Below are 20035 nucleotides of genomic sequence, written 5' to 3'. Positions count from 1 at the left end.
GCCAAAACCATCGACTCATGACCCCGCTATCCCTTCAGCGCCGATAGGTCGTCGGCGGTGGCCTGGGGACGGCGGCGGTTGATAGCCACCACGATGGCCAGGCCCACCACCACCTCGGCGGCCGCCACCACCAGCACAAAGAACACCGACACCTGCCCGCCGATGTGGTTGAGCTCCCGCCCGAAGGTGATGAAGGTGAGGTTGACGGCGTTGAGCATCAGCTCCACGCACATGAACATGATCAGCGGATTGCGCCGTACCAAGAGGCCCACCGCGCCAATGGTGAACAGCGCCGCGGCCAGGATCAGGTACCAAGAGGCGGTGACCATCAATCGTCCCCCGCGCTCTCTTGGGCCTCGTCGCTTCGGGCCATGCGGCGGGACATCACCACCGCGCCCACCACCGAGATAGTGAGCAAGGCGGCGGTGGCCTCAAAGGCGTACACGTAATCGGTGAACAAATCGTCGGCGATCTGGCGCAGGTTGGAGTATGTGGATTGGTCGGTGATGTCCCGCGTCAGGATCTGGGGGCCGGACGGGCCGATAGAGCTGCTCAGGAGAAACGCCACCGCCAACACGAAGGTGCCCAGGCCAACCACGATGGCCAAGGTGCGCTGGCCGGTGATGGGCTCCACCGACAGGTCTTCGAGCCGGTCGACACCCAACAGCATGATCACGAACAAGAACAGCACCACGATGGCGCCGGCGTAGACGATGATCTGCACCGCGGCCAGGAAGTGGGCCTCCAGGTTCAGGAACAGCACGGCCATGCCGAACAGCGTCCCCACCAGGCTCAACGCGGCGTGAACCGGGTTGCGGGCCAGCACCACGCCCAGTGCCCCGGCCAGCACGATGACCGCGCACACGATGAAGACCGCGGTCTCCATCAGTGGTGGCCCCCATGGTCGTCGTGGTCATCGTTACCGAGGTCGGCCTCGTCTCCTTCATTGTCAGCCGCCTGGCCCCGCTCGGGAGATCGGATGCCATAGCCCAGCTCGCCCGACCAGGCCACCTTGCCCTCGTAGGCGGCCATGCCCGACGGCGACGTGGCCCGCACCCAGGCCGAGGTGTGCTCATCGTCGCCGGGTTCCCAGTGTTCCCACGGAAGCTGCTGGGGCCGGCCGTCATCGCCCACCACCAGCTCGTCTTTGGTGTAGATGGCGTCGGACCGGTTGGTGAACGAGAACTCGAACAGCTTCGACTCGGTGATGGCCTCAGTGGGACAGGCCTCCACGCACAAATCGCAGTGGATACAACGCAGGTAATTGATTTCGTAGACGTAGCCGAAGCGCTCGCCGGGCGACACCGGATCGTCGGGCGAGTTGTCGGCCCCCCGCACATAGATGCAGCGGGCCGGGCAGACCCCGGCGCACAGCTCGCATCCGATGCACTTCTCCATGCCGTCCTCGTAGCGGTTGAGCACGTGGCGGCCGTGGAAGCGCTCGGGCTTGGGGCGCTTCTCGTCGGGGTATTGGGTGGTGACCACCCGGCCCGACTCGGTGCCCTTCAACAGCTTGCGCAGCGTGACGGCAAATCCCTGGAGGTATCCCATTAGGCGAACCCTCCTTGCGGATCGAGTTCTCGGCGGTGGCGGGCGGCCCGCAAGGCCAACACCAGCATTCCGCCCAGCGCGGCCATGATGGCCAGCATCACGATCACCGCCACGCCCCGGTTCCAGCCCCGGTCGCCGGCCACGTCATAGGAGGCCAGCACCAGCAGCCACCCCAGCGAAAGGGGAATGAGCAGCTTCCAGCCCAAGTCCATGAGCTGGTCGTAGCGGAAGCGGGGCAGGGTGGCCCGCAGCCACACGAAGGCGAACAAGAACAGCATCAGCTTGGCGAAGAACCACAGCACCCCCGACAGCCAGCCCACGGTGGTGAAATCGGGGCCGTTGGGGCCGCCCAAGAACAGCGTCACCACGATGGCCGACATGGTGATGGTGTTCATGAACTCGGCCAAGAAGAACAAGGCGAAGCGGATGGAGCTGTACTCGGTGTGAAAGCCGCCCACCAGCTCCTGCTCGGCCTCCACCAGGTCGAACGGCGGCCGGTTCAGCTCGGCGGTGGCCGCGATCAAAAAGATCACCATGGGCACCACCCAAGTGGCCCACAAGTTCCAGTTCCACACCGACTGCTCGGACACGATGGTGTGGGTGGACAAGCTGCCCGACTTCAACAACACCGCGGCCAGCGACAACCCCAGCGCAGCCTCATACGACACCATCTGAGCCGAGGCCCGCACCGACGCCAGCAGCGGATATTTGGAGCCCGACGACCAGCCGGCCAGCATCACCCCGTATACGGCCACCGACGACATGGCCAGCACCAACAGGATGCCCACCGGAGGGTCGGACACCTGGAGAAAGGTCTCACGGCCGAACAGGGTGACGCTGCCGTTGCCGCCGCTGAAGTCACCCCCCACCGGGACCACGGCGAACACCAAGAAGGCGGGCACCAGCGACAGATAGGGGGCCAGCTTGAAGACGAGCCGGTCGGACTGCTCGGGGATGAGGTCTTCTTTGAAGAACAGCTTGATGCCGTCGGCCAGGGTCTGGAGGATACCGAACGGTCCGGCCAGGTTGGGCCCGATGCGGTTCTGCATATCCCCGATGACCTTGCGCTCGAACCAGATCATCAGCATCACGGCCACTAGCAACAGGGCGAAGGCCACCCCCACTTTGAGCAAAGTGATGAGTACCACGGCTAGGCCGACCTCGCCGTCATACAGCGGGTCGAGGCCGAAAACCGACGGACCGAGGTCGGCCATCATTAGGTTTGGATCCTCAAGTCGGTGACCACGGAGTCATTGTCGATCAGGGCTCGCACGTCCAGGTCGGGATAGTTGTAGCCGAAGGCCGCGGTGCCTCGGGGGACCCCGGGGTCGGCCACCACCGGCATGTCCAGCTCGCCCACGTTCGAAATCACCTGCACTTCGGTGTCCGAGTCAACCCCGACCCGGTCGAAGTCGTAGGGGTTCAAGGCCAAAACAGCATTGGGGGCCAGTTTGGCCAGCGATGGGGTGTGCTGGACCAGCGTGCCCCGGTCGTACATGCGCCTCGTCGACACCAGGCGGAGGCTGTACGCATCCACGTGGGGCACCGTGGTGGAGTCTTCGGGTGGGGAGAACACGATAGAGCTGTCGGCGGCCACGGCACCGTCGGCCATTGTGTCGATGGCCTCTAGGGAAACGTCTCGGTGCGATGGCGCCACTCGGGTGATCTCCTCCCACACGTCCTCGGGAGAGCCGAAGCCGAAATCGGCCCCCAGCATCCGAGCCAACTCGGTGGCGATGGCCCAATCGGCCCGCGCCGTGCCCGGTGAGGTGACGATCTGGCGCTCCCGCGTAACCCGGCCCTCCATGTTGGTGTGGGTGCCTTGGCGCTCACCGAAGCCGGCCGCGGGGAACACGATGTGGGCCCGGGCCGAAGAGGGATTCAAGAACAGGTCGGAGGCAATGATGGCGCCCACCGTTTCGAGGGCGGCGTTGGCTAGGTCTCGGTCGGGGAAATCCCCCAGCGGATCGGCGCCCAGCAACACCAGCACGTCGATGTGGCCGTTGGCGGCGGCCTTCAGAATGCCGCGGGCATCAGCGCCAAGGGCGGCGGGCACCGCGCCCCAGAGCTGGGCCAATGCCATTCCGCCGTCGCCCAGCGACACTCGACCGGGCAGAAGGCCGGGGGCCAGTCCCATGTCCAGCGCGCCGAGCACGTTGCCCCGGTGCAGCGCGGGCAAGAAAGCGATGCCTGGCCGCCCTCCAGCGGCCAACAGCTTGGCGAACCGAGCTAGTCCGGCAACGGCGTCCACGGTGGGACCGGCCGTCTCAGCCAGCGAGGGGCGGCCGATGATCACGGTAATGGGCTTGTCGGCGCGGTCGGCCAGCGCGGCCGCAGCAGCAGCCAAGGCGTCGCCGGGCACGCCGCCGATCTCCCGGTCGGGTCCGGCGTCGATGTCGCCACCCACGAGGGCGGCGGCAACGGCGGCGGCTTCGGCAGGACGATGGTGCAGCCGGTGGTCGGTCAGATGGCTCAAACCGGTGGCCCGGGGCGTGAGCTCGATGAGCTGTACGCCATCGTTGACCACGGCGTGGCGGAGCCGCAGGTAGAGGGTGCCCTGCTCCTCTTTGGGGTCGGGCGCCATCAAGATGACGGTTCCGCCCGGAGTACAGGCCCGGTCGATGGTGGCCCGGGGTAGGCCCAGCACCACATCGGCGGGCAGGCCGTCGTCGAGTTGGGCGTCAACGTTGTCGGTGCCGATAACCCCTTTGGCCAGTCGAGCCCAGGCGTATTGGTCTTCGTTGGTCAAACGGGCCCCGCCCAACACAGCCACCGACTGAGGACCATTGTCTTCGACTGCGGCCCGAATGGCGTCGGCCGCCTGGGTAAGGGCCTGGCCCCAGGAAGTCTCAACCAGCTCGCTCCCGCCGGGGTCGGGTCGGCCCAATGGGGTGCCCCGAATCAGCGGGGCCTGAAGCCGAAGGTCGCTGGCAACAGCTTCAAAAGAAAAACGATCTTTGTCGGTGAGCCAACCCCAGTTGACCGCGTCGCTGTCAACCCCCTGGTAGCGCAGCACCTGGTCGCGGGAGGCCTGCACCACCACCCGGTCGCCCATCGGATTGGGATAGGTGGACTCCACTTCGGTGAGGTCCCACGGGCGGGCCTTGAACCGATAGGGCACCGCGGTGAGCGCGCCCACCGGGCAGATCTGCACGGTGTTGCCGCTGAAATAGGAGGAGAAGGGCAGGTCGGGGAAGGTGTTCACCTGGGTTTGGTCGCCCCGGTCTTGGAAGGTGATGAGCGGGTCGCCCGCCACCTCGTCGGCAAACCGGGTGCAGCGGTCGCACAGGATGCAGCGCTCCCGATCCAAGTACACCAGGCTGTTCACCGGGATGGGCTTCTCGAAGTGGCGCTTCTCCTCGATGAACCGGCTCTCTCCAGGGCCATAGGCCATGGTCTGGTCTTGGAGGGGACACTCGCCGCCCTTATCGCACACCGGGCAGTCGAGTGGGTGGTTCAGCAGCAGAAACTCCAGCACCCCGTCTTGGGCCTTGCGGGTTTGCTCCGAGGTGGTGTCCACCACCATGCCCTCGCTCACCTCCACCATGCAGGAGGGTTGCAGGGCGGGGCCCCGCCCGGCGTCGATGTCCACGATGCACATGCGGCACATGCCCACCGAGCTCATTCGGGGGTGGTAGCAGAAGTGGGGGATATACACCCCGGCCCGCTCAGCGGCGGCAATGACCCATTCGCCGGGCTGGGCCTCCACCGGCTGGCCGTTGACGGTGATGTTGACCACGGTCTCTTGCTCGCTCACGACATGGCTCCTGCGCTAGTCGTGACCGCGACCGCGGTGGCGGGCAGATAAGCCTCAAACTCGCCGCGGAACCGCTCTAGGGCAGAGGCGATGGGCGATACGGCCGACGGCCCCAGCGGGCAGATGGTGGTTTGGCGGGGAGGCCAGTTGATGCCAGGGCTGATGTTGTCGCACACGTCCATCAGCAGATCCAGATCTTGGGGGCGGCCCTGGCCGGCCAAGATGCGGCTGAGGATCTTCTCCAGCCAGGAGGTGCCCTCCCGACACGGCGTACACTTGCCGCAGGATTCCCGGGCGAAGAACCGCACCACGTTGTGGCAGGCCTTCACCACGTCGGTGGTGTCGTCCATCACCACGATGGCGCCCGAGCCGAGCATGGAGCCGGCCTGGTCCACCGTGGTCTTCTCCAGCGGCAGGTCGAGGTGCTCCTCGAAGAACCAGGGGGCCGACGCCCCGCCGGGGATGAAGGTCTTGAGGGTGCGGCCCGGTCGCATCCCGCCGGCGTAGCGGGGATCGAAGATGATCTCGCGGAAGGTGGTGGTGCCGAAGGGCACCTCGAACACGCCGGGGGTGGCCACATGGCCCGACACCGCGAACACCCGGGTTCCGGTGGAGCTGTCCGCCCCCATGGCGGCAAAGGCGTCCCCGCCATTGGACACGATCCAGGGCAGGTTGGCCAGGGTCTCCACGTTGTTCACGATGGTGGGCTTGCCGTAGAGGCCGATGGAGGCCGGGAAATAGGGGGGCTTGAGCCGGGGCATCCCCCGGTCGCCCTCCAGGCTCTCGATGAGTGCGGTTTCCTCCCCCACGATGTAGGCCCCGGCCCCCCAGTGCAGGGTGATGTCCACCGAGAAGTCCTCGGCGCCCAAAACGTTGGCGCCCACATAGCCGGCCTCATAGGCCTCGTTGAGGGCGGCAGCCAGCCGCTCCTGGGCGTGGGCCATCTCGCCTCGCACATAGAGGAAGCACTGCGACAGGCCCAGGGCGTAGCAGGCGATGAGGCAGCCCTCTATGAGCTGGTGGGGATCGCGCTCCATGAGGAGGCGGTCTTTGTAGGTGCCGGGTTCGGACTCGTCGCCGTTCACCACCAGATAGCGGGGCCATACCCCCGGCGGGCAGAACCCCCACTTGACCCCGGCGGGGAACCCGGCACCGCCCCGGCCCAGCAGGCTGGCGGTGCGAACCTCGCCGTGAACGTCGGCTGGCGCCATCTCCAGCGCCCGCCGCAGCCCGGCATAGCCCCCGGTGCGCTCGTAGCCGGCCAAGGTGTGGCCGTCTTCGATGTCGAAGCGGGAGGTGATGATCCGCAGGTCGGAAGGGGCGGGCGCGCTCACGAGCCGAATCCTTGACAAAGACCGCTGGTTCGCAAGTGATTGGCCATTGCGATCATGATGCTGAACCACCGTTGTCGGAGGGGTTGCGGGCCATCCAGGCCGGCTCGCCTTGGCCATCGGGGGGCGACACTCCGGCCCGGCGGTCGTCGCCGATGTGCTGGCGAACCTTGGCCAACTGGCCGTGGGGTGCCACCCCGGCGGCATCGGCCCGCAGATCGGCCACCAACTGGTCGAAGTCCTCGGTGGTGACCTGGTTGCGATAGCGATAGTTCACCTGGAGACAGGGGGCCTCGGTGCAGGCGGCAATGCACTCCACCGCTTCCAGGGTGATCTTGCCGTCATCGGTGGTCCCGCCGGGTTTCACTCCCAAGGTGTCCTCGGCGTGGTGTATCAGGGCCGAAGCGCCCAGCAGATGACAGGAGATGCCGTTGCAGATGTTCACCATGTAGTCGCCCACCGGCTCCCGCTTGAGCATCTCATAGAAGCTGCACGTGCCCATGACCTCTGCTGGGGTGACCCCCACCAACTCGGCGATGTGGGCCATGGCGTCTTCGGCGACATAGCCGTCTTGTTCTTGGGCCAAGTGCAGCAGCGGAATGAGCGCGGAGCGGGGAACCGGATATCGACCGATGACCTCCCGGGCGATGGCGAGGTTGTTGGGGTTCAGGCGGGCCATGGCTTAGCGGTCCACCTCCCCCATGATCGGGTCGACCGAGGAGATGATGGCCACCGCGTCGGCCACCATGCCGCCCTGCATCATGTGGGGCAGGGTTTGCAGATTCACAAAGCTGGGGCCGCGGATGTGCATGCGGTAGGGCACCGCTGAGCCGTCCGACACCATGTAGCAGCCCAGCTCGCCCCGGGGGGACTCCACTGCGGCGTACACCTCGCCGGCGGGCACCTTGAATCCCTCGGTGAAGATCTTGAAGTGGTGGATCAACGCCTCCATCGACTCGTCGATGCGGGCCCGAGGCGGTGGGGTGACCTTCTTGTCCTGCACCCGGTAGTCGCCCGAGGGCATCTGGTCGAGGATCTGGGCCAGGATGCGGATCGACTCCCTGATCTCGTTCAGGCGGATGGCGTAGCGGTCGAAGCAGTCGCCGTAGGTGCCCACCACCACATCGAAGTCCATCTGGTCGTAGGCCAGATAGGGCATGTCCCGGCGCAGGTCCCAGGGGTAGCCGGTGGAGCGCAGAATGGGTCCGGTCACCCCCAAGGCCAGGCACTCGGCGGTGTTGATGACCCCCACGCCCTGCAACCGTTCCCGATAGATGGGCTGGCCGGTGAGCAGGGTGTCGAACTCGTTGAGCCGGGCGGGCAGGGTGTCGATCAGGGTGAGCACCTCGTCACGCCAGCCGTCGGGCAGATCGGCGGCCACCCCGCCGGGGCGGATGTAGTTGTGGTTCATCCGCAATCCGGTGATGGTCTCCAGCAGGCGAAGGGCCTCCTCGCGCTCCCTCCAGCCGTAGATCATCATCGACACCGCGCCGATGTCCATGCCGTTGGTGGCCTGGAACAGCAGATGGGAGCTGATGCGGTTCAATTCGCACATCAGCATCCTTATCCAGACAGCTCGAGGAGGAACCTCCAGGCCCAACAGCGCTTCGGTGGCCATCGAGAAGGCCAGCTCGCTGAACAGCGGGGCGGCGTAGTCCATGCGGGTGACGTTGGTGGGGCCCTGGAGGTAGGTCAGGGTCTCGGCGGTCTTCTCCATGCCGGTGTGGAGGTAGCCGATGACCGGCTTGGACCGCATCACGGTCTCCCCCTCCATCTCCAGCATGAGCCGCAGCACGCCGTGGGTGCTGGGGTGCTGCGGCCCCATGTTCATGATCATGCTGGTGTCGCTGGCGTTGGATTCGGCCTCCAAGCGCTCGCCGTCGTCCTCGCCGATGCGGAGCACGGCGCTGTCCTCCCGGCGGCGGACGGCCTCGTCGGTGGCGGCCTCCACTGTGGCTTCCGGGGCGCTCATCGCGTCGCCTTGAACTGGACCGGAATGAGGATCATGCCCACGGTGTTCAGCGGGATCATCGCGTCGCCTTGAATTGAACGGGGATGCGACCGACCGCGAAGTCCTTCCGCAGCGGGTGGCCTTCCCAGTCGGGGGGCATGAGGATGCGGGTGGGATCGGGATGGCCCTCGAAGGTGATGCCGAACATGTCGGCCACCTCTCGCTCCAATGCCTCGGTGCCGGGGAATAGGTCGAACAGGGTGGGCACCACCGGATCATCAGCGGGCACTTGAACCCGCAACCGCGTGCGGCCCGGCGCGGCATGGGAGATGAGCGTGACCACCAACTCGAAGCGCTCCGGTTCCACCTCGGGGGGCAGATCGTGGCGGCCGGGATGCTCCAAGTAGTCCACCGCGGTCACGTCCAGAACTGAGACATAGCCCTCGTCGACCAGCCCGGCCACTGTCTCGATGAGCTGGTCGCGGGAAACGTGCAATACCGGCGTTTCGGCGATGTCGTTCATGTACGAATCGCCACGCCGGTTGCGCTCTGGCCGTCCTGCTGGGCGACGGTGAGGTTGGCCCCGGCCCCGGTCTCGTCTCGGCGGCGGGTGATCTCGCCGCTGGTGATCTTGTCGTGAAGGGTCAAGATGGCGTGCATCAGCGTCTCCGGACCGGGCGGGCAGCCAGGAGCGTAAACGTCCACCGGCACGATCTGGTCCACCCCCTGCACGATGGCGTAGTTGTTGAACATGCCCCCGCTGGAAGCGCACACCCCCATGGAGATCACCCATTTGGGCTCCATCATCTGGTCGTAGATGCGGCGCAGGATTGGCGCCATCTTCTGGGACACCCGGCCGGCCACGATCATCAGGTCGGCTTGGCGGGGCGAAGCCCGGAACACCTCCATGCCGTAGCGGGCCAAGTCGTAGTGGGCGCCGCCGGTGGCCATCATCTCGATGGCGCAGCAGGCCAGGCCGAAGGTAGCCGGCCAGCAACTCCGAGCCCGGGACCACTTGACCAGGTCTTCGAGCTTGCCGGTAACGAAGTTGTGATCGACCCCCTCAAGCCCGCGGTCAGCGATGGCCTTGGGATCACCCACGAGCGGTAGCTTCATTTGCAGCCCCTCCGTCGCAGCTGGCACCCCCGAAGTCTCATGCCGCCTCCTCCGGGGCGCCTCGTCCGTCTAGGCCCACCCGGCGGATTGTGGTGTCGCTGGTGCGGCGGGCGGACACCTGGGGGTCACGCCGCCACATTGGCCGGGACGGCCCCCAGTCGAGGGCGCCGTTGCCGATGAGGTAGACGAACGACTCGAACACCGCCAAGGCGAAAATCCCCATGGCCACCAGTCCGAACAACCCCAGTTCCCGGTAAGACACCGCCCACGGGTACAAGAAGATGATCTCGATGTCGAAGACGATAAAGATCATGGCGATGAGGAAGAACCGGACCCCGAATCGCTCGGGGGCGTCGGTGCTTTCCTCCACCCCACACTCATAGGGGGCCAGCTTGGCCTTGGTCTGGCGTCGGGGGGCCAGCAGCCGGGAGGCGCCGAAGCTCAGGGCGGCGAACAGCACGGCCAAGACTCCGAGGGCGAGGATCGGCAGGTACTGGCCGGTCATCGCGGTCTACCCCCCCAATACGATCATGGGGCCGCGCCTTCGCCCTCCAGGCGACGGCGGACTTCCAGGTCGCGGGTGTGGAGCATCAGCAGCGACGCCAAGAACAACAGTCCCGAGCCGATGGTGACCAGAATACTGGGCAGTCGGAACCGGCCTAGGTTGCGCTGCATGAGCACGGAAATGACCGGCTCGTTGGGATCAACCACCGTGGGGGGCGGGGCTTGACCGGCTACCGGCGGATGATATTCCGACCGCTGGACTTGCACCACCGTGTAATTGGTGGGGTGGCGGGGCATAGCGCTGGTGATGACCTTGTTGCTGACCCGCTCCCATACCCCGTTGTTGAGCCGCTTGGGCTTGCCCCCCTGCTGGTAGGCATCCAGCACCACGAATGAGTTGCTCTGCGCGTCGGTCTCGCCAAAGCCCAGATCGGCTTGGGCGAGATAGTCGCTGGCCGCGGTGATGGCCTCGCCGGCGGCCTGGGTGGTCTGAAGGTTCCAATCGCCCAGCTCCAGCCAACCTAGGCGCTCGACCTCATCAGTGAGATCGGGGGCGACGCCCTTCAGCTCGCTCAATGTCAGGTCTTCGTTGCGGATGCGCTGCTCCTCGGCCAGGCGCTGCACCTCGTTCTCAATCTCATCGCCCATAAGCTTGCGGGGGTCGTCGTCGGCCAAAGCGTCGTTGAAAGTAGTCAGATCAGCCCGTATTGCCCCGGCATCGATGGAGTCCAGTTCGGCTCTTTGGGTGCTGCTGCCCATCACCCGGACGATCTGAATGGCCTTGGGCAGGCAGTCTCGGTCGCCCAGGGTGGCACAAGTCAGCGGGTTGGGGAGATCGTCGAGAATCTCGGGGGGTGGATTGGCCACGTTGTCGGTGATCGACGGGTTGCCGATGTGAATGGCTTGCACCTCCCAGGTGGGCCGAGCCCCTTGCAGGCCGATTCCGTACAGCGACCAGATGAACGCCATCATCACTGTCCACCCGAAGATGGCCGAGATGGCAATGAGGGAGCCGAGGCGGAAGCCGGTGTTGGTGGAGATGATGAGCCACACCGATCCCATGAGGATGGCCGAACCCAACAGCACTGTCAGCAGACCGCGGATCTCGTTGTCGAACGAGATGGCCCCCAGGGCGCTCATTGCGGAGAGAATCGAGCCCATGCTCACAACCCCCGCTCATAGGCCACGATGTCGGCGATCTGCTCAGCAGTCAGCGTGCCTGGTCGGATGCTGCCATCCTCCAGGGTGCAGAAGCCGAATATGGGGCTGCGCTCACCCGAGTCCCGGTCGCCCACACATGCGCCGAAGGCCGGCATTTGGCCCCCGCCGTCGCCCTGGCCGAAGTTGCCGTAGCCCACGCCCTCCTGCGAGCCGATGGTGACAAAGCCCTCGTGGCCCTCGGCGCTGTCGAACTGCCGGAGGGTGGCGCCGTTGGTGAGGTTGGGCCCGAACCCGCCGCCGCCGGGGATGTCAGCAGGAATCAGATTCCCAAGCTGAGCCACCATCGCGGCCTCGGCATCCGACCCCCTGATCAATACCATTGGACCGGCGCCGGGTTCTTCCTCGGGTCCGGTGAACCGCCACGAGTCCCGCGGGGTGTGGCACCGGGCGCAGCCATAAACCCCGTTGTTGAACAGCAGCTCGCCCCGCTCGGCCGATGCCCCATTTACCTCCGGGAGATTGCGAATGTACTGTTCGCTGGTCTCGCGGATTTCTGCTTCGATCGTGGCGAGTTGGCGGGCGGCGGCCTCCGACGCCGTTTCTTCGCCTGCCGCGGCCACCACCGCAGCTTCGGCTTCTTTCTGCCTGGAATCCAGACCGGGATTGACCGCCAAAACGTCGTCTCGCACTTGGTTGATGAGGCCCGCCAACACCTCGCCCTCCACCTCTTCGGGGGAGATCTGGATGCTCTGGATGTACTGGATCAACTCGTCCACCTGCTGGGTGGTGAGGGGACCACCGCCGGGAGCGCCCCAAGGCTGCATGGGGGTGGGCGGGCGACCGTAGTTGAGGATGTGGCGCACCTCTTCTTCGGAAAAGCGGTACAGCGTGGTGGTCAGCGCGGGAACCTCCCACTTGATGGCGGCCACGAAGTTCCCGTTGTCGTCGGTGACGGTGTGGTCGGTAGTACCGCCGAGGCCACCACCGCCGTGGCAGCTGGAGCACGACTCTTCAAACAGACCGGCCCCCCGGCTGGTGAATTGATCCCTTGAGTACTCCAAATAGCCCTGCTGACGACCGGGCTCACCCAGCCAGTACAGCGGCAGAGCAACCCCGATGATGACCAACGTGACCAGGCCGCTGACCAGGGCAAGGTCGAGCTTGGAGGTCTCCAGTTCCTCGTCGCTCAGGTAGGGCTTGCGGTTGGGGGCCAGCTCTACTTCTGAGCCCTTTTCGCCGCGGCCGGCCCACAACACGTTGTAGATGAGATAGATGGCAAAGCCCACGATGGCCACCACCGCGATGGCCATGCCCAGGTTGCGCTGGGTTGAGGCGGCAAGTAGGTGCATCAGTGCGATGCTCCCCCAAGACAGCTTGGGCCTTCAGGCTCCTGACCGGTGGTGTTCACCCCGATGGGCGGCCCCTGGATGACGGTGCCGGTGCGGATGATGAACTCCCCTTTGGCGTTCACCGACATGGCGAACCGGTCCATGCCCCGGGGGGCGGGCCCGCCCCGCTTCTCCCCCACCTGGTTGTAGCGGGAACCGTGGCAGGGGCACTCGAACCACTGCGAGGTCAAACAGTTCGGCACCCGACAGCCCAAATGGGGGCACTTCTGGAACAGGGCAACCAGCCCGGCCTCCATTCCGGACAGCTCCGGGGCGCTGTAGGTGGCTTGCGCTTTGGGCAGGGCCGCCGCGGGGTACTCGGTAACCCAGGCCCGGCCCTCGGGAAGGTACAGAAACCCGTTCTCGCCTCTAATCTTCGACTTCACATCGGCGACCAAACCGGCGTTCACATCGGCGCCGAAACCGGTGACAAAGGGCGGCCAAAGAAAGGCCACGCAGGCGGCGCCGAAGCCGGTGAGGCTGAAGCCCATCATGGCCACGGTGCTGCGGTTCAAGAACTGGCGGCGGCTCACCCCAACGGCGTCGGGATCGGGTGGGGTCCACTCCGCCACCGATGCATCGGCGGCCTCCACCAGCTCGGTGCCCGCGGTCTGGCGGGCCAGTACCGCAGCCCGCTCCACCTCTCGTCCGGTGGGAGCGTCGGGTGCTCCGGCAGGGTCGTCGATGTCCACCTGGCCCCGGTCCCGGCGACGGGTCTCCCGAGTGAGCCGCCCTTCGGCCGCCATGGTCTCTCGTCGTCGGGCCGCGCCGATCAACACGATCACCGCGGCTACCACGATGATCGGTATGGCGATGGAGAGTGCGACACCCATAGTCAGTTCCTACAGATCGAAGAAGAGCCCGACTTCCCACGGGAAGACGAAGTTGAAGCCGGGTCCCCTGAAGAAGGATCCGATGAGAACGAGGATCGCCCAGAACATCAGGTGGATGGTCATGAGTGAGATGGCGAACTTGCGATCTTCGGGCTTCTTGTTGGGGTTGCGGTCGACGTAGGGCGCCAAAATCAGCAAGAACAGCGCGATGCCGGGGATGGTCACGCCGGCCACCATCGGGTGGAACATGGTGAGCAGTTCCTGGAGGCCGAGGAAGTACCACGGGGCCTTGGACGGGTTGGGCGTCTCGTTGAAGTTGGCCAGCTCCAGCAGCGGGGCGTTCACGAAGATCGAGAAGATCAGGGTGAAGGCGGTGAAGATCAGCGCGGCTACAAACTCCACCACCAGCAGGTGGGGCCAGACGTGGACCTTGTCGGTGGGGGTGGCCTTGACATCTTGGATGGAGCCCGACTTGACCACGGTGAGCAGCCGTTGGGTGCCTCCGCCGGGACCGGTGGGCTCGGGCTGGGCCGGTCCGGCGGGCATCGGGGCCGCGGCCACCGCGGCAGCCGCTGCCGGGGCGGCACCGCCAGCCGCGGCCTGGTCGCGGGCCGACTTGGACCGGTCCAACAGTTGATCGGGAATCTTCGGACCGCCCGAGCCCTCATCGGCGCTGGCATTGGCCGACTCCGCTTCCGAGGATGCGGGCGCGGCCTCGCTGCCGCCGCCCTGTTGGGCTTCGGCGCGCTCACGGGCCTCTTGGGCTCGCTTCAGGAGGTGTTCGGGGACTTCCGCCATGGGCTCTCAGATCGGGCCAGAAATGTCGTTGCGACGACGCTTCTAGAGCGGCCCGGAAATACCTCCGTCCTTTCTTACTCGCCAGAAGTGGATGGCCATGAATATGACGATCACAAAGGGCAGCATCAGCACGTGCAGCACATACCATCGCAGGAGCGTGTCGGTGCCGATCTCCACGCTTCCGAGCAACACAAAGCGCACTTGATCGCCGAATACCGGGGTGAACCCCATCATGTTGGTTCCCACCGTCACCGCCCATAGGGCCAGCTGGTCCCACGGGAGCAGGTAGCCGGTGAACGACAACAGCAGGGTGAGGGTCAACAAGATGACCCCGATAACCCAGTTGAACTCTCGGGGCGGCTTGTAGGCCCCGTGATAGAAGACCCGGGCCATGTGCAAGAACACGGTGATGACCATGAGGTGGGCGGCCCATCGGTGCATGTTGCGCACTAGCAGCCCGAAGGCGACGGAGGTTTGGAGGGTGTAGATGTCATCCCATGCCTGGGCGGCGGTGGGGCGGTAGAAGAACATCAAGAAGATGCCGGTCACGGTGAGCAGGATGAACAAGAAGAAGCTGAGGCCGCCCAAGCACAGGGTGTAGCTGACCTTTACCGCATGTCGCTTCACTTTCACCGGGTGAAGGTGGTACAGCACGCTGTTCATGATCACGTAGCTGCGGTTGCGGGGGCTGTCGCTGTAGCCCTTGCGGAAGATGGAGCCGGGACGGAAGATCGACGACCAGGCCTGCGACCCCTGCATATCGCTCATCATTTGGCTCGCGGCCTGCTTGGCTCGCTCGCTCGCCGGTGGTCTGGGCTGCTTTGCCACGTTGCTCCTGAGTCCTCTTATCCGTTCCGGGCCTTAGTTCTAGGTCAACCGCATGCCGTAGCCGTAGCCGTAGCTGGTCATTCGCGTATGCGGGTCGCCGTCACCTCCGGGATCGCCCAGTCGGCCCAGGGTGATCACACCGGTGGGGCACCGGTCCACGCAAAGGGCGCAGCGGGTGCAGGCATCCTCATCGATGGTGAAGATCACATGGTCGCTAGGGTCGACACCGGGCTGTTCGGCGCCCACCGCCAGGTCGACAGCATCCGGGGCGACCATGTGGATGCACTTCCACGGGCAGATGTCCACGCACCCCTCGCACATGATGCACTCGGACTGATCGATGTGGATGAACTGCTTGGGCTTGACCTTGCTCTGGAGGTAGTCGTTGTCCACCTCGACCAGCACGTAGTCGTCGCGGAACTCAGGCATGGGGGGGTTGGCATCGCTGCTAGCCATCAGACTGTGCTCCCCTCTCTCACGATCGGTCGTCCATACTCAGACTTCTCCACCTCGACTGGGGCGGTCTTGCCCCGGTTCTGCCACACCATCCAGCCGGCGATGTTCCCGGCCAAAGCCAAACCGTAGATCAACACCGCGATCACATCGCGCAATACCAGGTAGGGAAGGTCGAAGGGCAGAGCCCAGGAGATGATGCCCTGGTTGCCCACGTAGTAGCCCTCAATAAGACGGTCTTTGCGCCAGCCCAGCTCGCTGTCGGCGTACACCAGCCACTGGTGGGGCACCACGCCGTAGAGCCAGAAAAGCAGGAAGAAGACCAGTGCGGCACCCAGCATGGCCTCGCCCCAGGTGTGGTACTTGCCCACCGGCCGGCGACGGGCATACTCCAAGAAGGCGACGATGCCCAGCACGGTGACCACCAAAGAGGCGGTGAAGGCCACATTGAAGTACGGCGCACCCAATCCCTCGTCGTACTGGTGGACGGCGATGAATGCCCACAGTGCCAGATAGAGGACGAAACATCCTCCGAGGGCCTTGTAGAACTTGGTGACGGCGATGTCTATGGGCCTGTTCGCGGCCACGGTCCTCCCTTAAATGGGTGCGGTCGCGATTGATAGTAGTAGCCCCACGCTGCACTTCTACACATCAGAGTGACTGCTGCTCATGCCCCTACGAGGCGGATGCCACACCAGCGTCAGGAGCGCCTCTTGATCAGGCGGCGGCGGTAGCGTGAAGGTGCTGGATGATGTTGAAAAATTCGTCGAGGTCGAGGATGGGAAAGATGGTTTCGATGCCAGGGGGGGGTACAAACCAAGACTTCCGTAGTGGCCCCAGAAGTTCTCAAGCCATCCATAAAACCCCAGCATATCAACCATATTTGTCGGATCTAGATGCTAGGCAGTATCCAGACATTTCCAAGTCATCCCCAGAAATTGGGGAACAGGACCACATCTCACAGCCGCCAGGGTAAGGGTCGCGGGGCCGGGCAAGCACCAAGACGGGCAGGGTTTGTATTTGCGCGTGACCTAGACCTGAGCAAGAAACCCTGACCCGGGACACCATGGCATGTGCCCACACATCGTCGCCGTGGGACCAGTGCCACCACTCCTTTTCGTAGGGGACGAAACCCGCGGCCGGTCGGAACCAGACCCGCACCGGAAACCACTGGTCTCAGGCGTTCCAAATGGCTCAGGCTCGTTACTTCGATTTAGCTTGAAGACACCAGGTGCAAGCCTCTTGGATGGCTTTGCGGCTTGTCTTGGGTTCCCATGTTTCCGCCAGCGGCCCGGCTGTTGTTCTCAAGTCCGATCAGCTCACCGGCGTCCAATACGAAGACTGTCATCCAAAGAGCTGGGCTCGCGCCGCTTCAAGCTCTTCGGCAGTGATCTTGCCGTGCTCAGCCTCCCAGTCGGATATCACCTCACCCAGCCTCTCTGAGGCAAGCTCCCTGCCTTCGGCGTCGGTGAGCCATGCCGACAACTCGCACGACAGCGACTCACCCGCCATTTCGACCAACTCGTCCATTCCCTGGACGTTCTCGGACCCGACATCAACGCCGCGCCTTTTGGCCTTTATCGCCAAGCGCCTTCGCTGCGCCGGTGAGTGCCTCACGCCCATATCCGCCTGTCTCCCTGCTACCAACTCACCGAGCATAGCCCGCAACAGCCTAAGGCGGCACTGACGATTGAACTTGATGGCCGCGGCTGGCCGTCTATACGGAAGGACGGTCGCCGGTAGCTCTGGGCCTCGCAGCCAGCCACGCGTCTATCTCAGAAGCAGGCCAGCGAACGGCGCACCTGCATCGCGCCCCCACACCCTCAGTGTGTTCTACAGCTACCCGCCGATTCCTCATCATTGGAGTCATCTCGAAACAGATGTTCACTCAGCGGCTGTGTTGTGGAGGTGTTGGACGATGTTGAAGAATTCGTCGAGGTCGGGGGTGGGGAAGATGGCGTTGGGGCCCTGGGGGGCGAGGTCGGTGGAGGGGGATTCGTAAACGCGGCCGGGGTCGATGGTGCCGTGTTGGGTGAGGTAGTCGATAACGAGGTTGACGAAGTCGCCCCCGGCCACCTTGATGCCCTCGGCCATGAGGTGTTGGAGCGCCCGGTCGACGGTGTTCTCGTTGAACAGCCACTTGTTCAACTCAGCGGCATCCACCTCATCGGGCGGATCGAGCGGTGAACCCTCGTCGTCCTCGCCCCAGTCGAGCTCGTCCCACTCGTCCTTCTCGTCTTCGGACAATTCGTCGTAGACGATGCCCTCGCGCACGAATTCCAGCTGCACCGACACACCCTGGGGCGGAACCAGAAAGCCGTCTTTGATGGCGTCGTCGAGCGAGTAGGCGTCGGTGGGCACGCCGGTCTCCAAATCGAACAGGTCGTAGGTGTTCTTGTTCACCTCGTCTTTGGGGGTGGCGGTCAGCCCCACCAAAAGCGAGTCGAAGTAGTCGAAGATGCCCCGGTACTTGCGGTACACCGACCGGTGGGCCTCATCAATCACCACCAGATCGAAGTGCCCCACACCGAACCGGCGGACGCCGTCGACCCGGTACTCGTCGATCTTGTTGACCATCGTCTGATAGGTCGACACATACACCCGCCCGTCCTCTGTGCCCTCGGTCACCAGATTCACCGGCGCCGAATCCGGCAAATGCGCCTTGAACGCGTTCACCGCCTGGTTCACCAACGCCGTTCGATCGGCCAAGAACAAAACCCGCTTCACCCAGCCCGCCCGCATCAACAGATCGACCAAGGCGATCACCGTGCGGGTCTTGCCCGAACCCGTCGCCATCACCAAAAGCGCCTTTCGCTGCATGTCGGCCTCGAAATGCTCCGAGATCGCCCGGATCGCCCGCTGCTGATAATGGCGGTCTGCGATCCTCTCGCCGATGGCCAACGACGACAACTCCCGGCGGGACTCCCGCCGCTGAATGAGCAGGGCCAACTCGTCGGCGGTGTAGAAGCCCTGCACCCGCCGAGGCGGATACCGGGCGTCGTCCCACAGCCAATGCTCGTAGCCGTTGGAGCAGAACACCACCGGGCGCCGGCCGGACTCCGCCTCAAGGCAATCCGCTTACAGCCTGGCCTGCTGCTGCCCCACCCGGGGATCGACAAGGGCCTTCTTGGCTTCGACCACTGCCAGCGGACGGCCATCGGCGCCCCAGAGCACATAGTCGACATAGCCGACCCCTGAGCCCGACGGCATCCCCTGCACCTCGTACTCGATGTCATGTCCCTCTACGCGATCTGTCCACCCCGCCTCGACCAACAGCGCATCGATCTTGTACCGGCGGGTGTCAGCTTCCGACCAATCATGGGCCTCAACCGGCATAAACTCGGCCGCCCTCTTCGCCGCCGTAACCTGTTTGCGCAACTCGGCCAACTCAGCCTCAAGCTCCTCAGCGGTCCGAGTCGTCTCTGCCAACCGCCGGCGGGCCAGCAAATGTGCCTCAGCTTCCTGCTCCAGCCGCTCCTCAAGGCCCTTGCGTTCCTTCAGCGAAGTCCTCTCGGCCTGTCGCGCTTCCACCAGCTTGTGCGGATCGAAACGCAGCGACGGATCAGGCTTTGAAGAACGCCCGTGAATTCCGTCGTCGTCGTACTGTGGGAAGTGATCTGTTCGTTGGGATCGGCGCTGGTATTCGGCAAGTGTGAGTGATTCGTTCGTCATAGGGAGTCGGTCCCCCATCTGCTCGGCGGTGCGCTGCTTGCGAAGCTGGACGGGTCAATTGCGCCAGCAAGTGCTCCGAACGAGATGAGATAGTCCAATGGCAGCCAGCCGTAGCCACCCGCTCCCCATCCTGGTCCCCAGCTGTTTCGGACAAGCAGGGCTCGGACTTGTTCGTGTGTTCGAGCTCCTACCACCAGCACGGCATGGTAGGACCCCTGCGGTGCCGTCAACGGAGGCACCTCAATGGTGCCATTGGCCGTGGTCTGCTCGAACTCCGCCGTGACTTCTACTATCAGCGCCACAGCAAGGCCGATCGCCAGCTGCCTTTCTATGCCTTCTTCGATGCCGTCGTTGGCGACCGGCACAGAGAACAAATTGGCCTGGTGCCAGATGGATCTCTGAGCCGTCGACGGAATCCGATCGGTTTCATGAATAATCGCAGTATTGAACGGCCAGTCCGCCAAGCGGGGCTGGCCATCTGTCTGGAGGGCATCGGCGACTGCTTCCAGTGTTGTGCCTTCACGGGACGCTGTATCGCTCGCGACGCAACTTGACCACAAGGCATCGGGTGCGAGCGGCTCGGGAGGCTGGCTGCGACACGCTTCATGAGCGGCGGTCACGACAATGGGGATGCAGAGTGGTCGGAGTCCTTGGTCAATCGCGGGCGCGAGCATCGATCTCAAATCGACTGG

General features: G+C 64.6%; 20 protein-coding genes and 1 pseudogene. All 21 read right to left on the bottom strand.

Going from position 1 to position 20035, the window contains the following annotated elements:
- Positions 1–26 precede the first annotated feature (26 nt).
- The 21 genes and pseudogenes from nuoK to OXG30_05350 all read right to left on the bottom strand — a co-directional run bounded on the left by nuoK (position 27) and on the right by OXG30_05350 (position 19963).
- Complete coding sequence (nuoK, locus tag OXG30_05450) at positions 27–329, bottom strand: NADH-quinone oxidoreductase subunit NuoK (GenBank protein ID MCY4134341.1); 303 nt, start codon at positions 327–329, stop codon at positions 27–29.
- The gene (locus OXG30_05445; GenBank protein ID MCY4134340.1) at positions 329–886 is read right to left on the bottom strand and encodes an NADH-quinone oxidoreductase subunit J; all 558 of its coding nucleotides are present in this window, start codon (positions 884–886) and stop codon (positions 329–331) included. The genes nuoK and OXG30_05445 overlap by 1 nt, the downstream gene beginning before the upstream one ends.
- Positions 886–1551, bottom strand: a complete 666-nt coding sequence (gene nuoI / locus OXG30_05440) for an NADH-quinone oxidoreductase subunit NuoI (protein MCY4134339.1) — start codon at positions 1549–1551, stop codon at positions 886–888. The genes OXG30_05445 and nuoI overlap by 1 nt, the downstream gene beginning before the upstream one ends.
- On the bottom strand, positions 1551–2768 hold the full coding sequence (gene nuoH / locus OXG30_05435) for an NADH-quinone oxidoreductase subunit NuoH (protein ID MCY4134338.1): 1218 nt from the start codon (positions 2766–2768) through the stop codon (positions 1551–1553). The genes nuoI and nuoH overlap by 1 nt, the downstream gene beginning before the upstream one ends.
- Positions 2768–5308, bottom strand: coding sequence for a molybdopterin-dependent oxidoreductase (locus tag OXG30_05430; GenBank protein MCY4134337.1), 2541 nt, complete (start codon positions 5306–5308; stop codon positions 2768–2770). Before OXG30_05430 ends, nuoH begins: the two co-directional genes overlap by 1 nt.
- The gene (gene nuoF / locus OXG30_05425) at positions 5305–6642 is read right to left on the bottom strand and encodes an NADH-quinone oxidoreductase subunit NuoF (GenBank protein MCY4134336.1); all 1338 of its coding nucleotides are present in this window, start codon (positions 6640–6642) and stop codon (positions 5305–5307) included. Before nuoF ends, OXG30_05430 begins: the two co-directional genes overlap by 4 nt.
- 52 nt (positions 6643–6694) lie before the next feature.
- Entirely contained in the window at positions 6695–7318 is a 624-nt protein-coding gene (gene nuoE / locus OXG30_05420; protein MCY4134335.1) for an NADH-quinone oxidoreductase subunit NuoE, read from the bottom strand.
- A 3-nt stretch (positions 7319–7321) separates the two neighbouring features.
- Positions 7322–8611, bottom strand: a complete 1290-nt coding sequence (locus OXG30_05415) for an NADH-quinone oxidoreductase subunit D (protein ID MCY4134334.1) — start codon at positions 8609–8611, stop codon at positions 7322–7324.
- Between the two features lie 55 nt (positions 8612–8666).
- Complete coding sequence (locus OXG30_05410; GenBank protein MCY4134333.1) at positions 8667–9113, bottom strand: NADH-quinone oxidoreductase subunit C; 447 nt, start codon at positions 9111–9113, stop codon at positions 8667–8669.
- Positions 9110–9706, bottom strand: coding sequence for an NADH-quinone oxidoreductase subunit B (locus OXG30_05405; protein MCY4134332.1), 597 nt, complete (start codon positions 9704–9706; stop codon positions 9110–9112). The genes OXG30_05410 and OXG30_05405 overlap by 4 nt, the downstream gene beginning before the upstream one ends.
- Before the next feature lie 37 nt (positions 9707–9743).
- Entirely contained in the window at positions 9744–10211 is a 468-nt protein-coding gene (ndhC, locus tag OXG30_05400) for an NADH-quinone oxidoreductase subunit A (protein MCY4134331.1), read from the bottom strand.
- Positions 10212–10234: 23 nt separating this feature from the next.
- Positions 10235–11350 (bottom strand): hypothetical protein, encoded by a 1116-nt coding sequence (locus OXG30_05395; protein ID MCY4134330.1) that lies wholly within the window; start codon positions 11348–11350, stop codon positions 10235–10237.
- 23 nt (positions 11351–11373) lie between these two features.
- Positions 11374–12720, bottom strand: coding sequence for a cytochrome c (locus OXG30_05390; protein ID MCY4134329.1), 1347 nt, complete (start codon positions 12718–12720; stop codon positions 11374–11376).
- Complete coding sequence (locus tag OXG30_05385; GenBank protein ID MCY4134328.1) at positions 12720–13592, bottom strand: Rieske 2Fe-2S domain-containing protein; 873 nt, start codon at positions 13590–13592, stop codon at positions 12720–12722. Before OXG30_05385 ends, OXG30_05390 begins: the two co-directional genes overlap by 1 nt.
- 9 nt (positions 13593–13601) lie before the next feature.
- Positions 13602–14390 (bottom strand): menaquinol-cytochrome c reductase cytochrome b subunit, encoded by a 789-nt coding sequence (locus OXG30_05380; protein MCY4134327.1) that lies wholly within the window; start codon positions 14388–14390, stop codon positions 13602–13604.
- A 42-nt stretch (positions 14391–14432) separates the two neighbouring features.
- The gene (gene extP / locus OXG30_05375; GenBank protein MCY4134326.1) at positions 14433–15158 is read right to left on the bottom strand and encodes a selenite/tellurite reduction operon b-type cytochrome ExtP; all 726 of its coding nucleotides are present in this window, start codon (positions 15156–15158) and stop codon (positions 14433–14435) included.
- A 99-nt stretch (positions 15159–15257) separates the two neighbouring features.
- Positions 15258–15674, bottom strand: coding sequence for a 4Fe-4S binding protein (locus OXG30_05370; protein ID MCY4134325.1), 417 nt, complete (start codon positions 15672–15674; stop codon positions 15258–15260).
- Positions 15674–16258, bottom strand: coding sequence for a hypothetical protein (locus tag OXG30_05365; GenBank protein ID MCY4134324.1), 585 nt, complete (start codon positions 16256–16258; stop codon positions 15674–15676). Before OXG30_05365 ends, OXG30_05370 begins: the two co-directional genes overlap by 1 nt.
- 757 nt (positions 16259–17015) lie before the next feature.
- The gene (locus OXG30_05360) at positions 17016–17201 is read right to left on the bottom strand and encodes a hypothetical protein (protein MCY4134323.1); all 186 of its coding nucleotides are present in this window, start codon (positions 17199–17201) and stop codon (positions 17016–17018) included.
- Positions 17202–17732: 531 nt separating this feature from the next.
- Positions 17733–19118 (bottom strand): annotated as a pseudogene (locus OXG30_05355) (DEAD/DEAH box helicase family protein).
- A gap of 221 nt (positions 19119–19339) precedes the next feature.
- Positions 19340–19963: a hypothetical protein gene (locus OXG30_05350; protein ID MCY4134322.1), complete on the bottom strand. Its 624-nt coding sequence runs from the start codon at positions 19961–19963 to the stop codon at positions 19340–19342.
- Positions 19964–20035: the final 72 nt, after the last annotated feature.

This window comes from bacterium (assembly GCA_026708015.1).
Classification (GTDB): Bacteria; Actinomycetota; Acidimicrobiia; order Acidimicrobiales; family Bin134; genus Poriferisocius.
This window is presented reverse-complemented; position numbering and strand designations above follow the sequence as displayed.